24 protein-coding genes are annotated in these 21,215 nt (G+C 50.6%); 8 read left to right on the top strand and 16 right to left on the bottom strand.

Translation table 11 applies throughout. The features are described 5' to 3' along the window. Nucleotides 1-269 precede the first annotated feature (269 nt). From B2W96_RS00175 to B2W96_RS00125, 11 genes are all read right to left on the bottom strand, one after another. Nucleotides 270-1,964, bottom strand: a complete 1,695-nt coding sequence (locus B2W96_RS00175; protein ID WP_293007331.1) for an FAD-dependent oxidoreductase — start codon at nt 1,962-1,964, stop codon at nt 270-272. A 4-nt stretch (nt 1,965-1,968) separates the two neighbouring features. Beyond that, nucleotides 1,969-2,289, bottom strand: coding sequence for a rhodanese-like domain-containing protein (locus tag B2W96_RS00170; RefSeq protein WP_293007329.1), 321 nt, complete (start codon nt 2,287-2,289; stop codon nt 1,969-1,971). Nucleotides 2,290-2,301: 12 nt separating this feature from the next. Further along, nucleotides 2,302-2,607: a thioredoxin gene (gene trxA / locus B2W96_RS00165; protein ID WP_293007327.1), complete on the bottom strand. Its 306-nt coding sequence runs from the start codon at nt 2,605-2,607 to the stop codon at nt 2,302-2,304. 137 nt (nt 2,608-2,744) lie between these two features. Next, the gene (locus tag B2W96_RS00160) at nt 2,745-3,965 is read right to left on the bottom strand and encodes a thiolase family protein (RefSeq protein ID WP_293007325.1); all 1,221 of its coding nucleotides are present in this window, start codon (nt 3,963-3,965) and stop codon (nt 2,745-2,747) included. 69 nt (nt 3,966-4,034) lie between these two features. Further along, nucleotides 4,035-5,165: a 3-dehydro-scyllo-inosose hydrolase gene (iolN, locus tag B2W96_RS00155; protein WP_293007323.1), complete on the bottom strand. Its 1,131-nt coding sequence runs from the start codon at nt 5,163-5,165 to the stop codon at nt 4,035-4,037. A gap of 19 nt (nt 5,166-5,184) precedes the next feature. Further along, nucleotides 5,185-6,204 (bottom strand): zinc-binding alcohol dehydrogenase family protein, encoded by a 1,020-nt coding sequence (locus B2W96_RS00150; protein ID WP_293007321.1) that lies wholly within the window; start codon nt 6,202-6,204, stop codon nt 5,185-5,187. A gap of 41 nt (nt 6,205-6,245) precedes the next feature. After that, on the bottom strand, nt 6,246-7,811 hold the full coding sequence (locus B2W96_RS00145; protein WP_293007319.1) for an acyl CoA:acetate/3-ketoacid CoA transferase: 1,566 nt from the start codon (nt 7,809-7,811) through the stop codon (nt 6,246-6,248). A 12-nt stretch (nt 7,812-7,823) separates the two neighbouring features. Then, complete coding sequence (locus B2W96_RS00140; RefSeq protein ID WP_293007317.1) at nt 7,824-8,549, bottom strand: SDR family oxidoreductase; 726 nt, start codon at nt 8,547-8,549, stop codon at nt 7,824-7,826. A gap of 29 nt (nt 8,550-8,578) precedes the next feature. Continuing rightward, nucleotides 8,579-9,862, bottom strand: coding sequence for a TRAP transporter large permease (locus B2W96_RS00135; protein WP_293007315.1), 1,284 nt, complete (start codon nt 9,860-9,862; stop codon nt 8,579-8,581). Further along, a complete protein-coding gene (locus B2W96_RS00130; protein ID WP_293007313.1) occupies nt 9,859-10,359 on the bottom strand; it encodes a TRAP transporter small permease in 501 nt (166 codons plus the stop codon). The genes B2W96_RS00135 and B2W96_RS00130 overlap by 4 nt, the downstream gene beginning before the upstream one ends. A gap of 138 nt (nt 10,360-10,497) precedes the next feature. Beyond that, the gene (locus B2W96_RS00125) at nt 10,498-11,574 is read right to left on the bottom strand and encodes a TRAP transporter substrate-binding protein (protein WP_293007311.1); all 1,077 of its coding nucleotides are present in this window, start codon (nt 11,572-11,574) and stop codon (nt 10,498-10,500) included. 453 nt (nt 11,575-12,027) lie between these two features. Between B2W96_RS00125 and B2W96_RS00120 the strand changes: the two genes are divergently transcribed. The 5 genes from B2W96_RS00120 (at nt 12,028) to B2W96_RS00100 (ending at nt 16,461) form a co-directional block, all read left to right on the top strand. After that, entirely contained in the window at nt 12,028-13,488 is a 1,461-nt protein-coding gene (locus B2W96_RS00120; RefSeq protein ID WP_293007309.1) for a sigma-54 interaction domain-containing protein, read from the top strand. A 473-nt stretch (nt 13,489-13,961) separates the two neighbouring features. Beyond that, nucleotides 13,962-15,092, top strand: a complete 1,131-nt coding sequence (locus B2W96_RS00115; RefSeq protein WP_293007307.1) for a hypothetical protein — start codon at nt 13,962-13,964, stop codon at nt 15,090-15,092. Between the two features lie 236 nt (nt 15,093-15,328). Further along, nucleotides 15,329-15,667 carry a plasmid mobilization protein gene (locus tag B2W96_RS00110; RefSeq protein ID WP_293007305.1) on the top strand — a complete coding sequence of 113 codons (339 nt, stop codon included), beginning with the start codon at nt 15,329-15,331 and terminating at the stop codon, nt 15,665-15,667. Nucleotides 15,668-15,701: 34 nt separating this feature from the next. Next, nucleotides 15,702-16,055 (top strand): plasmid mobilization protein, encoded by a 354-nt coding sequence (locus tag B2W96_RS00105; protein ID WP_293007303.1) that lies wholly within the window; start codon nt 15,702-15,704, stop codon nt 16,053-16,055. Between the two features lie 64 nt (nt 16,056-16,119). Next, entirely contained in the window at nt 16,120-16,461 is a 342-nt protein-coding gene (locus B2W96_RS00100; RefSeq protein ID WP_293007301.1) for a hypothetical protein, read from the top strand. 464 nt (nt 16,462-16,925) lie between these two features. Here the strand turns inward: B2W96_RS00100 and B2W96_RS00095 are convergent, their stop codons facing one another. From B2W96_RS00095 to B2W96_RS00085, 3 genes are read right to left on the bottom strand one after another with little or no spacing between them, the layout of a single operon-like run. Further along, nucleotides 16,926-17,792 carry a hypothetical protein gene (locus tag B2W96_RS00095; protein ID WP_293007299.1) on the bottom strand — a complete coding sequence of 289 codons (867 nt, stop codon included), beginning with the start codon at nt 17,790-17,792 and terminating at the stop codon, nt 16,926-16,928. 18 nt (nt 17,793-17,810) lie between these two features. Then, on the bottom strand, nt 17,811-17,981 hold the full coding sequence (locus B2W96_RS00090) for a hypothetical protein (protein ID WP_293007297.1): 171 nt from the start codon (nt 17,979-17,981) through the stop codon (nt 17,811-17,813). Beyond that, a complete protein-coding gene (locus tag B2W96_RS00085; RefSeq protein ID WP_293007295.1) occupies nt 17,968-18,372 on the bottom strand; it encodes a hypothetical protein in 405 nt (134 codons plus the stop codon). The genes B2W96_RS00090 and B2W96_RS00085 overlap by 14 nt, the downstream gene beginning before the upstream one ends. A 105-nt stretch (nt 18,373-18,477) precedes the next feature. Here B2W96_RS00085 and B2W96_RS00080 point away from each other — a divergent pair, with 105 nt between their 5' ends. The 3 genes from B2W96_RS00080 to B2W96_RS00070 all read left to right on the top strand — a co-directional run bounded on the left by B2W96_RS00080 (nt 18,478) and on the right by B2W96_RS00070 (nt 20,052). Continuing rightward, nucleotides 18,478-18,678 (top strand): ribbon-helix-helix protein, CopG family, encoded by a 201-nt coding sequence (locus tag B2W96_RS00080; protein ID WP_293007293.1) that lies wholly within the window; start codon nt 18,478-18,480, stop codon nt 18,676-18,678. A gap of 227 nt (nt 18,679-18,905) precedes the next feature. Continuing rightward, on the top strand, nt 18,906-19,127 hold the full coding sequence (locus B2W96_RS00075; RefSeq protein ID WP_293007291.1) for a helix-turn-helix domain-containing protein: 222 nt from the start codon (nt 18,906-18,908) through the stop codon (nt 19,125-19,127). 16 nt (nt 19,128-19,143) lie between these two features. Beyond that, nucleotides 19,144-20,052, top strand: a complete 909-nt coding sequence (locus B2W96_RS00070) for a restriction endonuclease (protein WP_293007289.1) — start codon at nt 19,144-19,146, stop codon at nt 20,050-20,052. A gap of 36 nt (nt 20,053-20,088) precedes the next feature. Here the strand turns inward: B2W96_RS00070 and B2W96_RS00065 are convergent, their stop codons facing one another. Together B2W96_RS00065 and B2W96_RS00060 are read right to left on the bottom strand one after the other, a co-directional pair. Continuing rightward, nucleotides 20,089-20,991, bottom strand: coding sequence for a DNA cytosine methyltransferase (locus B2W96_RS00065; RefSeq protein WP_293007287.1), 903 nt, complete (start codon nt 20,989-20,991; stop codon nt 20,089-20,091). Further along, nucleotides 20,992-21,171: a plasmid mobilization protein gene (locus B2W96_RS00060; RefSeq protein WP_293007285.1), complete on the bottom strand. Its 180-nt coding sequence runs from the start codon at nt 21,169-21,171 to the stop codon at nt 20,992-20,994. Nucleotides 21,172-21,215: the final 44 nt, after the last annotated feature.

Below are 21,215 nucleotides of genomic sequence, written 5' to 3'. Positions count from 1 at the left end.
TTCCTCCATATTGCTTATTCTTGATTGATATTCTTTGTGAGTACAGCCTAAGCATACATAGCCGGAGTTAAAAACAAATGCGACGCTATGTAAAAACTATGTAAAACCCCGCTTTCTTCCAATTTTAAAGGGCCGGGCGCGCACTTATTCGGATTTGCGGATAAAACAGGCCTGCGGGCTCGCGGGTCTGTGGACTCTCGAAGCAAGGACCGGACCTGCCGGATTTGCGAAAACAGCAGCCCGCCCCAAGTTTGGGGCGGGCTGCTGTTTTACCTTTTTTCCATTCCGCAGGGGGCGGCCTTGCTGCCGGCGGCATGGTCACCGGTGACGGCGCCGTACAGTCGGTAGCCGCCGGAGAAATTAGTGCAGTTATAGCCGCTCTGACTCAGGACGCGGCAGGCGAGATAGCTTCTAAGCCCAGTCTGGCACATAACATACACAGGCTTTTCGGGGGGGAGCTCTCCCATCCTCTGCCGCAGTTCATCCACAGGAAGGTTCATAAAGCCCTCCGCGTGTCCGTCTGCGTATTCCTCCGCCGTGCGGGTGTCAAGCAGGGTCACGCTGCCGTCCCTCGGCAGTGCGTCCACCTCATCCCAGTGAAACTGCTTCACCGCGCCCTTTGCAAGATTTTCAATCATAAAGCCCGCCATGTTCACCGGGTCCTTGGCGGAGGAATAGGGCGGGGCATAGGCTAGGTCCAAGTCCTTTAATTGCAGCGCCGTGAGCCCCGCGTGCATGGCGGTGGCCAGTACGTCAATGCGCTTGTCAACGCCGTCGCAGCCCACAATTTGCGCCCCCAAAAGCCGATTGGTTTTCTTTTCAAACACCACCTTCACGGTCATCACCGTGCCGCCGGGGTAATATCCGGCATGGTTTAGCGGAGAGAGTATCACTTTGTCGCAGTCTATCCCGGCTTTTTTTGCCGTCCGCTCGTTGATCCCTGTGGCAGCCGCCGTTAAACCAAACAGCTTGAGGACGGAGGAACCTTGGGCGCCCAAATAGCGGCTGTCCCCGCCGCAGATATTGTCCGCCGCAATGCGGCCCTGCTTGTTGGCGGGGCCAGCCAGAGAGATCACCGCGTGTTCGCCCGTGATGTACTGCTTCACCTGCACCGCGTCGCCTACGGCGTAGATATCGGGGATGGACGTCTCCATCCGGTCGTTCACCACGATGCTGTCCTTCAGTCCCAGTTCCAGCCCCGCATCCTTTGCAAGACGGGTGTCCGGGGTCACACCGATGGCCAGAACCACGATGTCCGCACGAAGAGGCTCCTCCCCCTTCAGCAGCACGTTGACGCCCCCGTCCGTTTCGGAAAATCCCTCCACGGAATGCCCCAACAGCAGCTGCACGCCCTTTTCGCGCATTTCTGTGTGGAGAAAAGCCGCCATATCTTCGTCCAAGGGATTCAGGAGCTGCCGGGGCCGCTGGACAATGGTTACGTCCATCCCCAGCTCACGCAGGTTTTCTGCCAGCTCCAGACTGATGAATCCTCCCCCGCAGAGAATCACGGATTTGGGAACCTCCTGTTCCACGAATTCCCGGATGCGCAGCGTATCCTCCACGGTGCGCAGAGTAAACAGCTTGCGCAGTCCCACGCCGGGAAGCTTCGGCTGGGTGGGCTTTGCGCCGGGGGCAAGAAGCAGCTTGTCGTAGGATTCTTCAAATTCTACGCCGCTCTCCAGATTGCGAACGGTGACAGTTTTTTGCTCTGGGTGAAGGGCGGTTACCTCGTGGCGCACCCGCATATCCACCCGGAACCGTGCCAAAAAGCTTTCGGGAGTTTGCAGCGTCAACTCCTCCGGGTCTTCAATGATTCCGCCCACGTAATAGGGCAGGCCGCAGTTGGCATAGGACACGAAGCCGGACCGCTCAAACACCACAATCTCGGCCTGTTCATCCAAACGGCGGATGCGGGCCGCAGCCGTGGCCCCGCCCGCCACACCGCCAATAATTACAACTTTCATGCGCTCACCGTTCCACCGTTCCCCGGTAGCCGTTGATGCCGCCGATATTGGTGAGATTTGCATAGCCCATGCGCTGGAGCGCAGGAATTGCCTGCCGGCTTCGCGCCCCGCTGAAACAGTAAACAAACAGCGGCGTTTCGTGGTTTTTCACTTCCCGCGCCGTCATGCGCAATTGGTCCAGCGGAATGTTTTTGCTGCCGGGAATCCGGCCTGCGGCATATTCCTCCCGCGTACGTACGTCCAGCAAAACCGCGTTGGGCGTGGAATGAAACTGCTCTACACCGGTATTGATGTCCGGCATTTTTAAAAAATCAAAAAATCCCATAACACTTCTCCTTTACAGCATGGAAAGGATCTGGCTCTTGGGCCGGGCGCCAATCATCTGATTGATCACCTTGCCCTCCTTCATCATTACCAGGGTGGGAATGCTCATAATTTGGAAGGCGGAGGCCAGCTCCTGCTGTTCGTCTATGTTGATTTTTCCAATCTTCAGGTCGCCGCGCTCGCTTGCAATTTCGTCCACAATGGGACTCACCATGCGGCAGGGGCCGCACCAAGTCGCCCAGAAGTCCAGCAGAACAGGCTTATCGCTTTGAACGACTTCCTTTTGAAAGTTGTTTTTCGTAATATTCATGACTGACATATTTGTTTCCCCCTATGTTATTTATTATGTTGTTATCATAGCAGGTTCCCTCCTCCCTTTCAGTGATTAAATCACTTTCCGCAAAAACCAACGCAACGGGCGCTCACCGGTAATTCGTTCGGTGAGCGCCCGTTTTTTCAGCAGCTTTTAATCACCACTGCCGTCCCCATGCCGCCGCCGACGCAAAGCGTCGCCAGTCCATAGTTGAGCTTTCTCTTTTTCAGTTCATGCATCAATGTGACAAGTATCCGGGCGCCGGAGGCGGCCACAGGGTGCCCCAGCGCAATGGCGCCGCCATTGACGTTGGTTTTTTCCAGAATCTCCTCCTCCGTCATGCCGTAATGGACGCTCCACTCTCTGATGCAACCCACCGACTGGGCGGCGAAGGCTTCGTTCAGCTCCATCAGGTCCACATCCTGCAAGCGCATTCCCGCCTGATCCAGCGCCTTCATCACAGCCTTCACCGGGCCAAGACCCATAATTGCGGGGTCGATGCCAACGGTGGCGGAGGAAACAAGTTCGGCAATGGGCTTCCAGCCGTTTTTTTTCACCGCATCCCCGCTTGCCAGCAGAATGACCGCAGCGCCGTCATTTAACTGGCAGGCGTTTCCCGCCGTTACGGTGCCTCCCTCCTCCTTTTTCTTGAAAGCGGGACGCATCTTGCTCAGCGTCTCGTAAGTCGTATCGGGCGTGTTGCTCTCGTCCGTGTCAAATACATACTCTTTGCCCCGGCGGTCCTGATAGCGGATGGGCACGATCTCATCTTTAAATCGTCCGGATTTAATTGCCGCCTGCGCCAAGCCTTGCGAGCGCACGGCAAAGCAGTCCTGTTCCTCCCGGGTCACACCCGCCTTCGCGGCGACATTTTCTGCCGTCATTCCCATAAGATAGCCGTTGAACTGGTCAATCAGTCCGTCACAGTAAAGGGAATCCTGCACGCTCACGGCGGCATTTCCCATTTTCACGCCCTTACGCACCTTGTCGGTGAGAATAAAGGGAACCTGCGACATATTTTCCACACCGCCGCACAAAATGACTTCTTCCCCCGCCTGAATGGCGTTGTATCCGAAAATCAGCGCCTTCAAGCCACTTCCGCACTGCATGTTCACCGTTGTGGCCGGAACGTAATCGGGGATACCCGCTTCAAGCTGCGCCCGCCGGGCGATGGACGGCCCCTGCCCCGCGGAATGCTGATGGGCAATAATCACCTCGTCAATGTCGCCTGTCTCCACGCCGGTTTCCTCCACCACGGCCCGTATCACCTGCGCGGTCATGTCGCCGGGCTTCACGGTGGAAAGGCTCCCCAGAAATTTTCCGATGGCGGTGCGCTTGCCGCCGATGATATATACCTTTCGCATAAATCTCCTCCTACATCGTGTGGAACGAGAAAGACGGGCGCGTATCGCGCCCGTCTTCTCCAGGACCGCTTAGTCGTTGAACACGCCAACCTTTTTCAGCGCATGAACGGACTTCCAGCCCTCGCTCAAAGGCTCCTTGAAGCAGTCGGCCAGCTCCTCGGCAGACCGCAGCGTCATCATTTCAGGCACCTTCCCGGCGGGATAGGCCGCCAAAACCTCGTCCATCAGCAGCGTGATGTATTCGCAGATGCAGGCCACAGGGCGCTTTGCCTTCTCTGCGGTGGCTCTGCGGGGATAGCCCACAACGCCCTCCGGCGTGCCGAAGCACTCCATGGCGTTGTTGCCCTGCACCTCCACCCAGGAGTGGGGGCGGCGATAGGCGTCGCAGGCGGTGTCATAGTGGCCGGCCAGCATCAGGCTCTTGGGCTCGGTATCCACGGCGTTGGAAAGGTCCAGCATCTCCGGGAAGAGCAGCATACCCACGGAAGTCTCAGATTCGTCCGCATGGACGAACTGGGAGGAAACAAAATCGTCCTTATTGGGCTGGGCATAGAAAAACTCACGGACAACGCGGTGCCAGTCCACCAGTGTGACAAACGCGGGAAGCTGGAAGCGCTTGAAAAACTCTTGAATGGCGGCCTCGATCATCCAATGATGGCCGTGGTTGTTGACGAGAATAATTTTGCGGAAGCCGTCGTCCCAAAGGCCCAGCATGGTGTAAATCAGCATTTCCTGCACGGTCTGCTGGGGAATAATCACGGTGCCCGCCATGCCCACATGGTGATAGGGATGCCCGCCGTAGTTCAGGGGCGGGAAGGCCAGCGCCACCTCGCGTCCGTCCTTGATGGACTTCCGCTTTACGCCCTCGCAAATCTGGCTGACCATGAAGGTGTCCAAGCCGCTGTTGGCGTGCAAACCATGGTTCTCCGTGCAGCCGATGGGCACGATGACCACATCGTTTTTCTTGCGCAGCTCGCAGACCTTGGAGCGGGGTGTGTTCTGGATATAGGTTCCGGCCGTGCCGAAGCCCGAGGGCGCAGGAATGCCGTATTCCTCTGTCAGGATGCGGTCAATCTCGGACATAGGTGCGTCCCAGATGCGCTTTTTCAAGCGGCCGACCGTGGTATCCTCAAACACAATTTCCGGAAGCTCGGTGGTGAGCCACTTGCCCTGGGGATTCAAATTTCCATTGGTAGACATATGTATTTCCTCCATTATTTTAAAATTTGATAAGAGTTTTCAGGTTAAACCCGACTCTTTTATCCAGACGTTCAAACATGGCCGGGGCCTCTTCCAGCGTGCATTCCCCGGTGACAAGGCTTTCAAGATTGATTTTACCGGTGCACGCAAGCGAAATCACCTCTGTAAATTCCTGCGCAGTTGCGTTGCGGCTGCCGTAAATCTCCAGTTCCTTCTTCTCAATGATGTTAAAAATCAATTCCGTGGGTCTTCCGGTAATTCCAACTTCCACCACCCGGCCGCGGTGGGCAGCCGCCTCAATGCAGTTGAGCATGGTGGAGGGCTGTCCCGCCGCTTCGATGGCAACATCAAAACCGTCTCCATTGGTGAGGGCGTCTACCTTTTCGCGGAAGGTAGACTGGTCGTTATTAAAAATCACTCCGTCCGCGCCCATTTGTTGCGCAAGCTCTAGCTTTTTTTCGGAGACATTGCAGACATAGACCTCCGCGCCCAATTGCTTTGCCGCCAGCAAAGCGCCCATCCCGATGGTTCCCGCACCTACAATCAGAACCCGGTCGCCGGGTGCAACCCTTCCCCGCTTGACCGCGTGATAGCTAATGCAAAATGGTTCAACCAGCGCCAAAGCTCTCGGCCCCAGTCCGTTTCCGGAATAAAGTCTCTCTATGGGCATCGTGATGTATTCGGAAAAGCCGCCCTCTCGGGCAAGGCCCATGGTTTGGTTCTCCATGCAGCAATTTACATAGCCGCGCCGGCAGGAATAGCACTCACCGCAGTTGAAATAAGGATTCAGCGTCACCAGCATGCCGGGCACAAGTCCCTGCGTATTACTGCCGATTTCCAAAACTTCCGCCGCAATTTCATGTCCGGGAATTTGGGGGTATGTGGCGTAATCATTCATGCTGCCGCGGTATAACCCCAGATCGCTGCCGCAAATACCGCCGTAGAGCACCTTCAGTAGCGCCTCTTCTTCTGCCGGAACGGGTGCCTCCCGCTCAAAAATCCGCATTTGACGGGGAGCTGTCACCTGTAAGCATTTCACGCCTTAACACCTCCTTTTCTCATAGTTTCTTTTCTCCAGTCTCAAAACGTCAAACCCATTGCTTCCTCGCGGAATATCCGCGCGTCCATGGTTTTAAGGTCGCGTGCAATCAGGGGCGCAAACTCCATCTGCCCCAGCACATCCCGTTCCAGATCAACGCCCGGCGCAATTTCCGTAACCATCAGTCCCTCAGCCGTCAGCTTTAAAACCGCTCGCTCTGTTACAAACAGGATGTTTCGCTGATCTCTTGCGGCAATCTCGCCGCTAAAGGTAATCTGCTGCAAGCACCGAATAAACTTCTTAGAACTTCCCTCCCGCTCAATCACCAGCTCGCCTGCGTCGGAGATTCGGGCTTCCAGTCCCTTCGCGGTAAAGGTACCGCAAAAGACCATGTTTTTGACGTTTTGGGAGATATCGATGAAACCGCCGCAGCCGGTCACCTTTGTGCCAAAACGGGATACGTTGATGTTTCCTCTGTCGTCGCACTGGGCAAGCCCCAAAAATGACATGTCCAGACCGCCGCCGTCGATGAAATCAAACATATAGGGTTGGTCGATAATCGCGTCAGGACAGATGCACGAGCCGAAATTCATATCGCCCAGGGCAATGCCGCCGATGGCCCCGCTTTCGATGATGGAGGTAAAGCCCGCGCTTTGCCCTTCCTCATTTAAAACAGCCATCACCGTTTCCGGTATGCCGATTCCAAAGTTCACTACCCTCGTATCCCTGCCAAGGCACATGGCGGCTCTCCGTCCGATAATTTTGCGAACGCCCATCGGGGCTTGCACCGCCGTTCCCTCCACAACAATGTCGCTGCGGGTGAAGCGGGGATCAAAATATGTACCGTAGTTTTGCCGGTGATATTCCTCCGGCTTCGTGGTCACCACAACGTAGTCTACCAGAATGTGGGGAATCTTCACATTTTGAGGCAGAATCGCGCCCCTTTTCACCACCTTCTCCACCTGCACGATGACAATTCCGCCATGATTTTTCGCAGCGGTGGCAATGGAGATTCCCTCCAGCGTCAGCGGCTCGTTTTCAAAGGAGATGTTGCCCTGCTCGTCGGCCGTGGTGCCGCGAATCATGGCAACCGTCACCGGTGGGACGTGGTAGCTGAGATACTCCTCTCCGTCGATTTGCACCTTATCCACCATCGTCCCGGTCGTAATGCCATTGACCCTTGCACCGTCCAAGTCGGGGTCCACAAAGGTTCCAAGCCCCACTTTGGTAATCAGCCTTGGGCGCATGGCTGCGCTCTCGCGATAGAGGTGGGAAAGGATGCCCTGCGGAATATTAAATGCCTCGATTTTTTCCTGCTCCACCATGGTTCCAAGCTTTGGGATTCTTGCAAAATGGCCGCCGATCAGCCGCTTTACCAGGCCCTCGTGAGCAAGATGGTTGTTTCCCGCGTCCTTGCCGTCCCCCACGCCGCCGGTATGAAGCAGCGTCAAATCTCTGGGGTGCCCCTCCGTGAGGAAACGGGTTTCAATGGCAACGTTGATTTCCTCCGCCGATCCGATGCCCAGAAAGCCGCCGATGCCGACATAGGCTCCGTCGGGAATTACACCGGCGGCTTCTTTGGCAGACACAAATTTTTCGTTTAGCATGGATGTACCGCCTTACAGCCGCAGGCCACCGTTTACGCAAACCACCTGCCCGTTGATAAAGGACGCTTCCTCGCTGGCAAGGAACAGTGCCGTATTGGCAACCTCAATAGGCTGGCACATGCGCCCGAGCGGCGTGCGGGCAATCAGGGGGTCCAAAATCTTCGCCGGAATGGTTTTTGCCATTTCGGTTTCAATGTTGTCGGGCGCCAAAACATTGCAGCGGATCTGCTCCCCGTGGAGGTTCAGCTCCTTCGCCCAGGAGTAAGTCATGCCAATCAGACCCGCCTTTGTGGCGGCGTAGTTGGTTTGGCCGATGTTGCCGTAAACGCCGCTGCCGGAGGAGATGGAGAGAATGCAGCCCTTCTTTTGTTCACGCATGAAGGGCACCAACGCCTGTGTAATATTGAACGTCCCCTTCAAATTTACATCAATCACCGCGTCCCACTGCTCCTCCGTCATTTTATAAAGCATGGAATCTCTGGTAATGGCGGCGTTATTGACGAGGACGTCCACATGGCCGAACTCCTCTCTCACTTGCAGGGCGAAAGCCGCAAGAGACGTCCGGTCGGTAATGCTCAGCTTCACCGGGCGCACCAGCGGATGGGCATAGCCTCCGTCTGCCATATCAATGGAGTAAATCACCTCGGGATTTTCCTGCGCGAAGCGCTCGCACATACAGTAGCCAACGCCTCTTGCGCCGCCGGTAATTACAACAACTTTTCCTTTTAATCTGTCCATGACAGCCATATCCTTTCGAAGTCCGTGCTTTAAGCCATCATGTTCGGAAGGAACATCACCAACGGCTCGCAGTAGGTAATTATTAAGAGCGCGATCACAGAGGCAATAATGTAGTTCAGCAAGTGCCTGTTGATCACCTTATCGACCTTGTCGCGGGTAAGTCCGGCCGCGACGTACAGGTTCACGCCCAGCGGCGGCGTTGCGCAGCCGATTGCCAGATTCACGCATACGATGATGCCAAAGTGGATGGGGTTGATGCCAAATGCCGCAACCGCCGGAAGCAGCACCGGCGCAATAATCAAAATTGCCGCCGTAGTTTCAAGGAAGCAGCCCACAATCAGCAGCATAATGTTTACCAGCAGCAGGAATATATACTTGTTCCCAGCCACGCTGATCAGCACTGCCGCCACTTTGGCCGGAATCTGTTCACGGGTCATAACCATGCCGAAAATACCGGCGCAGGCAATGATGATCATCACCATGGCCGAGGAGGACGCGGAGTCAATAAGCACTTTCTTCAAATCGGCAACCTTCAGCTCACGATAGAAGAAAATGCCGACAATCAGCCCGTAAATACAGGCAATGGCCGCGGATTCGGTGGGTGTAAAAATGCCGGTATAAATACCGCCGAGAATGATAACCGGCATTAAAAACGCGCCGATGCCGCGAATAAAGGTCCGCCCCACCCGGCGAATACTGAAGGGAATCCGGGTAATTTCCGCCTTGTGCTTTATGCCATAGCTCACCGCAATCACCATCATGCAAACGCCCAGCGCAACACCGGGAAGAATGCCGCCCATAAACATGGAGCCGATGGACACATCCGTGCAGGATGAGTAGGTAATCATAATGGTGCTGGGCGGGATAATTGTTCCCAGCAGGCCCGCTACCGCAATGGTGGATAGTGCGAATTTTTTAGAATAACCGTTTTCAATCAGCGCGGGTACCAAAATACCACCAATGGCCGCCGTCGTCGCCGTGGGCGAACCGGAAAGCGCGCCGAAAATCATGCAGGACAAAATGGATGCGCAGGCAAGGCCGCCGGGAAGCCAGCCAATCAGGGAGTTTGCAAAATCGCAAAGACGCTTGGATATTCCGCCGGAGGACATGAGATTGCCCGCAATCATAAAAAACGGGATTGCCATGAGGGTGAAGCTGTCGATGGAGGCAAACAATCTCTGCGCACAGACAAACAGGTCCACGGTTCCGCCCACCATGGTCGCTAAAATACCGCCGCCGGCAAGGCAGAGCGCAATCGGCACGCTGAAGAACATGCAGATCAAAAAGCCGCCGAATAAAGCCGCCGTAATCATGCGCTCTCCACCTCCCTGTCTCCGGGCTTGTCATGCAGGTGCATCAGAAGGTGCACGATGTAGTGCCAGGTGCCCAGAAAAAGGCCGATGGGCACGCAGGAATACACAATATTCATGGGAATACGCATGATGGTGGAAACCTGCCCGGTGGAGCCGTACTGCACGAACATCCGGCAGGAGAGCACAAACAAAACACCAAAAATCACCACCGTGATGGCATACTTTATTTTTATAGAAATGCACTGTGCTGCTGCGGGAAGCATAGAGACGAACGCCTCCACGCCCAAGTGGTTTTCTCCTTTGGCTGCAATAGAGCAGCCCCAGAATACGAACCAAATCATCAGATATCTGGCTGCTTCCTCTCCCCATGGAAGCGGAGCCACCAGAATGTAGCGCCAAATGACAATCATACAGGTGACCACCAGCATGGCCCCACAGATAATGCCGCATATTACGCTTTCGACAATGTTTAAAGCGCGATCAATTTTTTTAAGCATACACGATCCCCGAACGGCGCCTGCCGAACGGGAATACTCCTTTCCTCAAATTATTTTCCCCATTCTCTGCTTTAGCGAAATTCTATCCGGGCGAGACGAGAAACGTCTCGCCCGGCGTTTATCTGTATAGACCCCAAATCAGGAAATCGCGGCCACCTCACTCTGGATTGCGGTAACCAGGTCCGGGTTAATCTGGTTTGCGCCAGTACCGACGTACTTTTCATAAATCGGTGCGCAGGCATCGCCCCATGCGGCGGTATCAATGTCATAGAACGTGACGCCGCCGTCTTCCAGTTCATCCTGCAAGGAGGTGAGCATTGCGTCAATGTATCTGTACTGATAGTCGCGAGCCTCATTGGCACACTCCATAATCAGCGCCTGCGTGTCCGCATCCAGAGAGTCCCACAAAGTCTGGCTCATTGCAAAAAGGCAGGGGCTGTATCCGTGGTTGGTCTTGGTGATATACTTGCCGACCTCATAGAACTTCGCAGAGTACATGTTGGGAATCGTGGTGGAGGAGATCCCGTCGCAAACACCGGTTTGCAAAGAGGTGTAGCAATCGCCCCATGCAATGGCCACGCCGGTGGCGCCGAGGGCCGCGTATGTATCGGTTTGCAGGTTGGATTCAATTGCCCGAATTTTCTTGCCGCTCATGTCGCTGAGGTCTTTTATGGGTTCTTTGGAGATGATGGCATAAATGCCGTTTTCAAAATAGGTCAGGCCCTTGATAGAAGCATTGGACAGTTCTCCCAGAATTCCCTGACAGGTTTCACCCTGCAAAACCTCGCGGGCCACTATGGAGTTGGGGAACAGATAGGGCAAATCATAGATGGTCTGAGATGCCGTGAAGTTAGAGCAGGTTGCGGTGGAGGCAACTTCAAAATCAACGGTGCCCATCTGCAACCCTTCCATGCACTCCTTCTCGCTACCCAGCGTGCCGGCGTCAAATACTTTTACCGTAATTGCGCCGTCGGACTTTTTATTGATCAGATCTGCGAACTGATGCAGCGCAATGCCGTAAACGGAGTCCTCTGCCAGGACGTTTGCGGCAGTCCACTCGTACTTGGGATAGCCGCCTGCGCTGCCGGGGTCGGAAGACTGGCCTTTATCGCCGGATGAAGACGGGGTGCTGCTGCCGGAATTGCCGCTGCCACAGGCGGCCAGAGTAAATGCCATACACAGTGCAAGAATAAAACTTAAGCCTCTCTTTTTCATATTGAAACTCCTCCTGTTTTCTCCATTTGGACGTTGCTCTGCAAATATATACAGCAATGACCGTGCCACTTTTTTGAACGACACACTTTTTTGTTTATAATATCAATTACAGGGTTTCTTCCTGTTTATCTCTCACAAAGTATCTTTGTGTGCGGCAGGAAAACAGCGCGGTGATACCGCCGCGCCGCCTTTTCCGCGAAACAAAAATGATAAATGCCAATCATGGTGATATAAAACTGTATCGCCGCCTGCGTAAGCATATATTTTGCTCCTGTTTGCAAGGGGTTTTTGATTTTCCAAACAACAAACACCGGCTTTGAAACGATCGCAAATCAAAATCATCATGCTAATTGATACAGAATTGTATCAAATTTCTTTTTCCAGCCCTTGCCGCCTTGCAAAACAAATCGCAATCATTTAAAATAAAGGGAAATCATCGAGAGGAGAATCCCTATGCAGGAGTCAAATTGGCACTTGGTGGCAGCATGTATGCTGCTCTTTCAATACACCGGCGACGCTGCCTACATCGTAATGCCTGACGGACGGATTGTTGAGGCAAATGACACCTGTCAGGAAATCTTGGGGATTCATCGTGACGATATTCTCGGGAAAACCGTGGACGACTTGTGGGATGCGGGCATTTTTGACGAGAAGGTCAACGTCTTTCTCGGCTATGATGATACAGATGTGAATACACTTCTTCACAGTCTCAATGAAAACGGGCTGGAGGAGTATAATGTGAAGGACGCGCCCCGGCTTTCCCTGTATGCCATTGAGCGAAAAACCGCAGTCACCGGCATCAATAAACTTGCCAGCAACGGAAAAATCGTTTTATACGTCTGTATCCCCATCTTCAAAGACGGCGGCGCGCTGGACTTTGTAATTTCCATTGTGCGGGATTTGACCGACACGATGCTGCTAAAAAGCAAGCTGGGCAAAATGGCTCAGGATTTGGAGTATCTGAAGACCTTGCAGTTCGGCTCCTCTTTTATTGGCAGCTCCCCTGAAATGATGCGGGTAAAATACCTGATCAGTCAGGCCGCCTCCTCGGACGCCACCATTCTCATCAGCGGGGAGACCGGCACCGGAAAAGAGGTTGTCGCCAGGGACATTTTTTCTAAAAGCAATCGACGGGACAAGCCGTATATCCGCATTAACTGCTCCGCCATTCCTGATGCGCTCTTTGAATCCGAGCTGTTCGGATATGAAAAGGGCGCCTTTACCGGCGCCTTGAATACCCGCAAAATCGGCCTTTTGGAGCTTGCAAATGAAGGCACGGTCCTTTTGGATGAGATCGAGGATTTGCCGCTCACTATGCAGGCAAAGCTGCTGCGGGCATTGCAGGAGCAGGAAATTATCCGTGTGGGCGGAAATGAAATTGTAAAAATAGATATCCGCGTCATTGCCACCTCTAACAAGGATTTGAAAAAGATGGTGGAGGATGGCCTGTTTCGTCGGGATTTTTATTATCGTTTGAATGTGGTGTCCATCAACATCCCGCCCCTGCGGGAGCGGCGCGAGGATATTGTTGCGTTGGCGGGTACGTTTTTAAACCGGTCCAACGAGAAATACAAGCGCAGCAAATTTTTCGAGCCTTCGGCCATTACCCGTCTGGAGGCCTATGAATGGCCGGGAAACGTGCGGGATTTGGAGCACACGGTGGAACGGCTGGTGATCATTGGCGACCAAAGCGAAATCACCGGTGAGGACATCGAAATGGCCATTAACGGGGACCGTGTGTCGCCGGTTAAGGAAATGCCGTATTTACAGGATATGATGGACGCCTATGAGCGTCAGCTTCTGGAAAACGCCGCGAAGAAATACAAAACCAGCCGAAAGATGGCTGAGGCTCTGGGGGTCTCCCAGCCGACGATTCTGCGAAAGATGAAGCACCTCGGCGTGAAACCGGAGTAGCGCGGATAGCCTTGCCTTTTGTTTAAAAGAGCACGCTCCTGCGGATTGGAGCGTGCTCTTCTGTTTCGCGTGTGGTTCCATGAAATTTTCATCTGTAAAAATTTAATGTTATTGGCAAATCCATAGAGTGCAAAACACAAAAGCCGAAGCCCCTGATTGATCAAGGGCTTCGGCTTTTGTACATGTGGCGTCCCCGGGCAGATTCGAACTGCCGGCCTTCCGCTTAGGAGTTATGCTTCCCTCAAAACAAGCTGCTTTTTTATACCAAACAGTGCGAAAAAGTCCCATAAATCCATAGCGTTTATATGGACAACCTATGGACAGCCTGTTGGCACGTAGCGCTGTGTTGTCGCTGTGTTAGCAAATTTGTTAGCGGATGGTTAGCAGATTGCCAACGAAAAAATGCCCTTCTGTCCCCCTGTCAGACAGCACCCTGACAGGGGCTTGTTATACCGTGATGGGAGGGCTTGCATATGTTCAGCACAGGCGTCGCTGCTTGCGATCAATTAAAAGAACTTAGCTTTCAGGGAAACATTATACCACAGATTTGGTATAAAGCCTTTGTAAAAAGAGACTTAAAAAAGCCAAAGCCTCACCTGTTGGCAATCAACATTCTCGCCGACATCGTGTTTTGGTATCGCCCTAGGGAAGAACGGGACGAAGTGACAGGTACGGTTACTGGCTATACCAAGCGCTTTAGCCGTGACCTGTTACAGCGCAGTTATGAGCAGCTTGCGGATATGTTTGGCTGCTCCAAGGGACAGGCTACCGACGCGATTGTATTTTTGGAAAACATCGGCGTGGTGGAGCGCGTCTTCCGTACGGAGAACATAGGCGGTGTTGTCTGCAATAATATTCTTTATCTCGCTTTGAATGTAGCGCGTTTGAAAGAACTGACTTTTCCACCCGATAAAAATAATTCGCCAAAGGTGTCCGAGAATTTCAGGATAGGTGTTCCAAAATCCGACCATAGGTGTCCCAAAATTTTGGGAGAGGGTATGGCGAAATTTCGGGATACAAATACAGAGATAACTACAAAGACTACTTCAGAGAATACTCCATCTATCTATCCTGCGCCCACGGCAAAGATTTCAACAAACGCAGAGCCTCGGATTGATGGATTGAGTGATGAAGAATTACAGGAAGAAGTTGAAGATGATCTCTGTCCGGACAATCAGATTCCATACAGTTACAGCGGCGATAAAAGGAAGATGGAAGCAGCAATTAAAATCGTGACCGAGTGGAAAAGTGCCACGACCAGGCAGGCTTTTTTTAAAGACGATTTTGAGTCATTTGCCTATGAACTTTTGGTGGATTGCCTGATAGAAATGGCTTGTGAAACCGAGTTGCGCACTTACAAGGGCAGTGCCATTTCCTCTGCAAAAGTGCTGGATAAAATAAACGATTGCTGTAAAAAAGATGGAAGCCTTGAAGAATTTGCACGGGAGACGGCTGACGATTACATCAAGGCTGCCAACGAAACAGAAATTCATGATAAGCGCAAGTACATGAAATCTGTCATTTGGAACAGCTTTTCCACCTACAAAGTCAAGTTTGAATCTTTCTTCAACCGCAATTATTATGGTCACCTTAGTGCCAACTGAACATTCTTTTACCGCCAAGTTTTACGCAGAATCGGCGGTACAAAAGTGCTTTGTTTTATGCCTTAGCAAGCAGGGGCAAATGTAATGCCACAATGTGGCAGCATTTGCCGCTTGCAAGTGGGGCTGCGCCCCCTAAAACCCCTGCTCGATTTGCCGACAGCGCGGCAAACTTTTTCCCACGTTTCGTCACGGTGAGGACGAACGCAATATGCAAAAATGCTTAGGAAGGTAAAACGATGGATTTGAACCCAAATGCTTACGGGAAAGACCGAATATTAAGTATCCGGCTGTTACAGCCGGAAGCAGAAATTTTAACGTCTAAGGCAAAGGAAGCCAAGATGTCTCGTGCCAAATTTTTGCGAAATGCCATTCACTACGGCGGCGCGTACGAACGGGCAAAATTTACCCGCGAAGATCAGTCGAGTCTTGTCCGGGCATTGTGTGCCATCGGCAACAATTTAAGCCAAATTGATATATATTACCGCGCAAATGGAAACGACGAACACACTTATTTGTCGTTAAGTGATAATTATGATGCGTTATTCAAAGATTTCAGCCTTTTTATCGAGCAATAGCAGCAAGAAATATATTGAGAAAGGAAGCTGTACTATGCAAAAAAATAGAATCCGCACCTGTAATTTTTCCATGCGGCTGAGTGAACTGGACGCCGCGATGCTCGACGCGAAAAAAGATGAGTATGGTATGACGCGATCTGAGTATTTGCGCAACCTGATTTTGTTCGCACCAACCTGTGAACGTCCCAGATATTTCGGCGATTACATCGAATTCATGCTGAGTGACATCAACCGTATCGGAGAGCAGATAAACGAAGTCGCCCATAACGTGAACAGCCGCAAGACTATCGTTCCCAGTGACATTACAATAATGTTAGAGCAATTTACCGAACTGCTGGCGGTGTATGATACATATGCCCGTATTGAAAAAGATGAAAACCCCACTTGACAGAGCAGTGCTCTGCATGTATAATAGCCTTACAAAGCAGTGCTCTGCTTGACGGAGGAATACTATGCCGATAATTCGATTTGCGGTGAGTGATGAATACTATGTGCGCTTAGAGCATGAGGCCGAAACCGCAGGCTACTCATTGCAAGATTATATCCGCAGCGTACTATTTCAAGAACCAACAATTTATACAGCAACGGAGGCCGTAAGAAGGGCTTTGCTTAAATATAAGGCTGGAGACACCTTTTCTTTGCCGGATTTATATGAAGAATGGGATTTACAGCGCGGACCAGCAGGAGCTTTTGGGAAACAATTTTTCGCATATGTTGAAAAAGAGGTCCCTGATAAAATAAAGTTCAATGGTATGACAGACTGTAATCGAAGAGCACAATATTTAATTTTATAAGGGAGGATCATTATGAAAAACAAGTTTATGAGGCGAATCATGAGACGCTATTTAAAAAAATTTGGGCCGCAAGACTCTAGGGAATTTATTGCCTTGTTTGCACATGCATTTAAAACAACAAAGCAACGCATATCAGGCAATCTGTCGTGTCTCGTATGTATTGACAAAACTGTTTCAATTCAAAGAGACAGACCGCATAGTGTAATTTATTAAAACCAAATGGTTGCCGCCCTCCGGCATTGGCGGCAGAAGAAAGAGCCGGTGCAGATTTACGGCTGTGGCCGCCGCTACTTAATATGGCCAACTCAAATAAGAAAAGGGCGACTCTGCTGATCGGCAGAGTCGCCCTTGCTCTTATATACGATCAGGAGGCGTTAACCGTTGTTAACGCCTCCAAATGAAACTCCTGAGTTATATCTCCTTCGTTACGCCATAAGGCGGCTTACAGAGCCTCTAGGAGCGTTTTACAGCCAACTGACTTTACGATTGAGCGTATTGACCTTTCCTTCCAGCTTTTTGATTTGTGCCGTCTGATAAGAAAGCTCCCGCAACATGGCGTTGTGCGCTTCCAAAATATCCTGCTGTCCCTGCTCCATGCGGCGCTTATGAGAAAAATCATCGTACTGCAAAATGACCTCTTGCAAGGTAGATGCCTTTCCGTTTGCGAAACTGTGATAAAAGAACTCAATGGCCTCGCTGAAACGGTAATCCGGAGGTACAAAAGTTATCGCTGCGGAAAGTTCACTGAGGTAGACAGCCAATTCTGCATCCAGCATTTCAATTTTCTGCTGCTTCGCACGTATTACCATTTTGGCGTTGAGAACGGCAAAAGTGGTAGTCACAATGCTGACTGCAAACATAAGCGGAAGCAGAAACAAAACCACAGGTGCTACCACATTTTCTACGATGAAATAGCGCAAGAATGCAATTGGGATTCCCAGCCACAAAGGAACTTTGTCCGGCGCAATGATCTCGCTGATTTTGGTAGGCAGCCATAGATTGCCGTACCATGTGTCATAGAGGGTCAGCCATTTTACTCCGTCTGCATTATGCTTGACGTTGCAGACAATCAGAAATAGCACAATCCACGGAATAGCAAACAGCAGTGTCCGGGAGATGGCTGTCGTAAACGGCAGAATAAAAGCCGAGGACACCGTATTCTGCGCTTTATGCAGGTCACCTTCTGCGGCTTGCCTCTTTGCTACCACGGCTTCATACTGCCGGACAGGCTCTATCAAATCCCGATAGAGGTTGAACAAATCTGCAAAACTGCCAATGTTGGCTGCGTTGGCTGCTGTACCCCCAGCAACAGATGGATTCGTTTCACTCATACGATTTCTACCTCATCCTCACAGAAGACTTTTCGGCACATGGAGGACTGCGTCAGAAAGTGCGGATACGGTTGCTTCTGGTGAGGATAAATACTGTTCCTCTGCTTTTTGCTGTGCGTCCACCAGAATGTTGATGGCCCTTTCCGTTGCCCGGAACAGTTCTAAGTACATCTCTTCATAGTCCGGCATTTTTCTCACTCCTTACAGCTTTTTCCTCACTGTGAGTACATCCCGGCGTCTTCAAAAGTCTGCGGATAAGATCGGGATAGGTTGTCCCGGCAGCCAGCAGTTTCTGAATCCACGGTTCTTCCTCGGAAGTATCATCCGCTGGTGGTAAATTCAGAAAATCTTGCTCATTCGCCCATGCCAGTGCATCCATGAAGCCAATCAGATGAAAATTTCGCTCGTTCTGGGATATTAAGAAGTCACCGGTTTCTTTATAGTCGGCAATGCGCCATTTCCGCTCGAAATATTCTTTAAGGTCGTCACCCGCACTCAAAAAGGCTTGCAGCCCGATATGAGATTCGTCGAACTGTGACATTGCCGCATCGGCAATGATTTCAAAATCGTCTCTGTCCAATCATGATCACTCCCACGGCCTATATTTTGCGTATTTATAACATAAATAATAACATATATATCACCTGTTTTCAAACATAAAATTTGTTTAAAAGAGGTGATTTCTTTGGCGGAAAAAGATCTGATTGTAAAACCGAGACGCCCAAAGGGTGACGATGGATATAAGACATTTTCCATTCGGGTAAAAGAGGAAACTGTAAGCCGAATCGACGAGGTTTCTGCCAAAACAGGCCGCAGCCGCAATGAACTGATCGGGATGTTTCTGGATTATGCCGTAGAACGGTGTAAGATTGAAGGACAAACATAAAAAACGATACAAAAAGAGCGCCCAGCCTATCGAAGCTGGGCGCTTGCTTTTTAGGTATTCAATTTATTGGGTATAGACCATGCTTTGTCATTTAGTCTCTCCCATACAATAATAATATTATGGTTAATCGGCGTTGTTGTTCTATGTCAGACATGTGACGTATTGTCTGTAGACCTATTGTCAGCATTTCGAGATAATATTATTAAAAATAGTGTCGAGGTAATGACATGAATCTAATTCATATTTTTGCAACAAATGTCAAACAATTTCGGCTGGGCAAGAAATTATCACAGGAGCAATTAGCCGAGCTGGCTGGTCTGCACAGAACCTACATCAGTGCAGTGGAACGAGAACGAAGAAATATCTCAATCGAAAACATTGAACGAATTGCCACTGCACTCAACATTGATTCTTATTTGCTTTTAATGCCAATAGATAATAATAATTAGAAGGAGGGCTATTATTATGGGCGTTTCTGTTGCTGAATATTTGGGACAGCGGACTGATGTTGCTGCTCCCAATATAGTTCCTGTTAATGTAAAATCCCCATGCCCATTTTCATCTGGCAACAACTGCATGAAAACAGGCGGTGATAAAAATCCTGTTTGCAGTGTGAGAAAAGAAGATGGTACATACTGGATTGTGTGCGAGAACAGGCTGTGCACAACTAAAAAGGACATTCCATTATGCGCTCATCAGCAGACTATTCTTTTAGACATTGCACAACATGTTTTTTCACCAACTATTACAGCAGATCAAGTCTTAGTTAAGCGTGAAGAGCAATTAAGGGTTTCTGACACCACCAACTACAAGGCAGACTACATTATGACCATAAATGATGGACATAGTCCATTTCCTGGCCCTGACCGAGTTATTCTTGAGATGCAGGGTGGTGGAGAGACAAGTGGAACAGAGAAGCTAACTAATATTGTGAAAGCATGGAAAAGAAGTCTACACCCAACTAATGCATTTTTATGTAGAGCTTCTCGTGCATCTACCCTTGAAACAAACGCTTGGCGTAGACAACAAGAACAGTTTATTGTCAAAGGGAACATCGCCATGTTGACTTGGAAAGGTTATGGTATTGCGTTTTGTGTCGGTACATTGCTTTATGATTATTTAAGCAGAAAAATTGATTTTAGACAGCTTCCTGATTTACATGCCCATAACTGGACACTTGCGCTAATTGGAATTAAAGAGGATGTATCACGACCTGCTACGACTGGTCCGGTTCCACTTATTGTTGATGATACACGGTTGCTATATACGAATTACCAGACATTCGTACATGCACTGATTAACCAAGGATTACCTTCTCCTGACGCTTTCACTGGAAATTATATCAATCTTAACAACCATCCGCATGTAATCTAAATAAGGGCAGTAGCAAGTGTTTGCTACTGCCCTTATTTAGCAAAATTCAGGATAATACTTCTTGTCTATTTCTACAATTCGCGATCCAATCCAACGAATCACAGGTACACATACTGCATTTCCTACTGCTCTGTAGCGGTTTCCGTCCAATCCTTTGGAAATCCCTGAAGACGTTCGCACTCCGAAGGGAGCATCCGTCTTACATACAGCATCCGAGCTTCCTCTGGAGTCGAGAGTATAAGTTTCTCCATCGTTTCGGTAACCTTTTCCTTGTGGCCCTGCACTTGCTCTTCGGCCAATGCCTGCATGTTGGATAGAAAAGATATTTGACTCTGGTAAGCTTTCATCATTGCCGGTGGCAGTGAAGTTCCTCGTTCTGTTGCTCGAGCTATCAGCGACTGGATTTGTTCCACATTCAAAAAGTACTTCAGCGGCGCCGATGGTTCCAAGACTTGCGACAATGTACGTTCTTCGACGACGTTGAGATGTTCCAAAGAATTTTGCATCCAATACTCGCCATGCCACACCATACCCGAGTTCATCCAGCGTTGAGAGGACGACGTTAAAGTCTCCACCTTGGGCGCTGTTAAGAAGCCCGGGAACATTCTCGATAAAAACCCAACGAGGCTTTTTTTCCTTGATGAGTTCCGCGTATTTGTAGAAGAGGCCACTTCGAGTTCCCTCCAATCCCTTTCTCTTTCCTTGGTTTGCCAGTGACAAGTCCTGACAAGGGAACCCCCCCGCAAATACATCGACTTCTGGAATGTCTGTTCCAGTAACTTTTGTAATATCCGATGCGAGTGGAATGCTTGACCAGTGTTTTTTCAAAACAGACTGCCCAAAAGTCAAAATCTCGCACTGAAAAGCAATATTCATTCCTGCTTGTTCTAGGCCCAAATCGATGCCACCAATACCGCTAAAAAAAGAAGCAACCTTCACCTACGTATTACCTCCGCTGTGCCTTTCTTGCTCTTCCTTAATTATTTTGTAAGCCTCCATAAGTGCAGTCCGGCGAACGAACTCACTGTAGGACGAATAAGCTTGGAGTTTTGCAGCGGTTTTCAACTTTTCAAGCTCTTCTTCGCTAACTCGGACACTCATTGAAATCGTTTTGTTCATTGAGATCCCTCCATACCTGGCTATTTTACAATTAATGTGCTACA

Source organism: Oscillibacter sp. UBA6647, assembly GCA_002455655.1.
In the GTDB taxonomy this organism is placed as follows: domain Bacteria; phylum Bacillota; class Clostridia; order Oscillospirales; family Oscillospiraceae; genus Oscillibacter.
The sequence above is the reverse complement of the archived record's forward strand: the minus strand, read 5'-3'. Positions and strand labels throughout refer to the sequence as shown.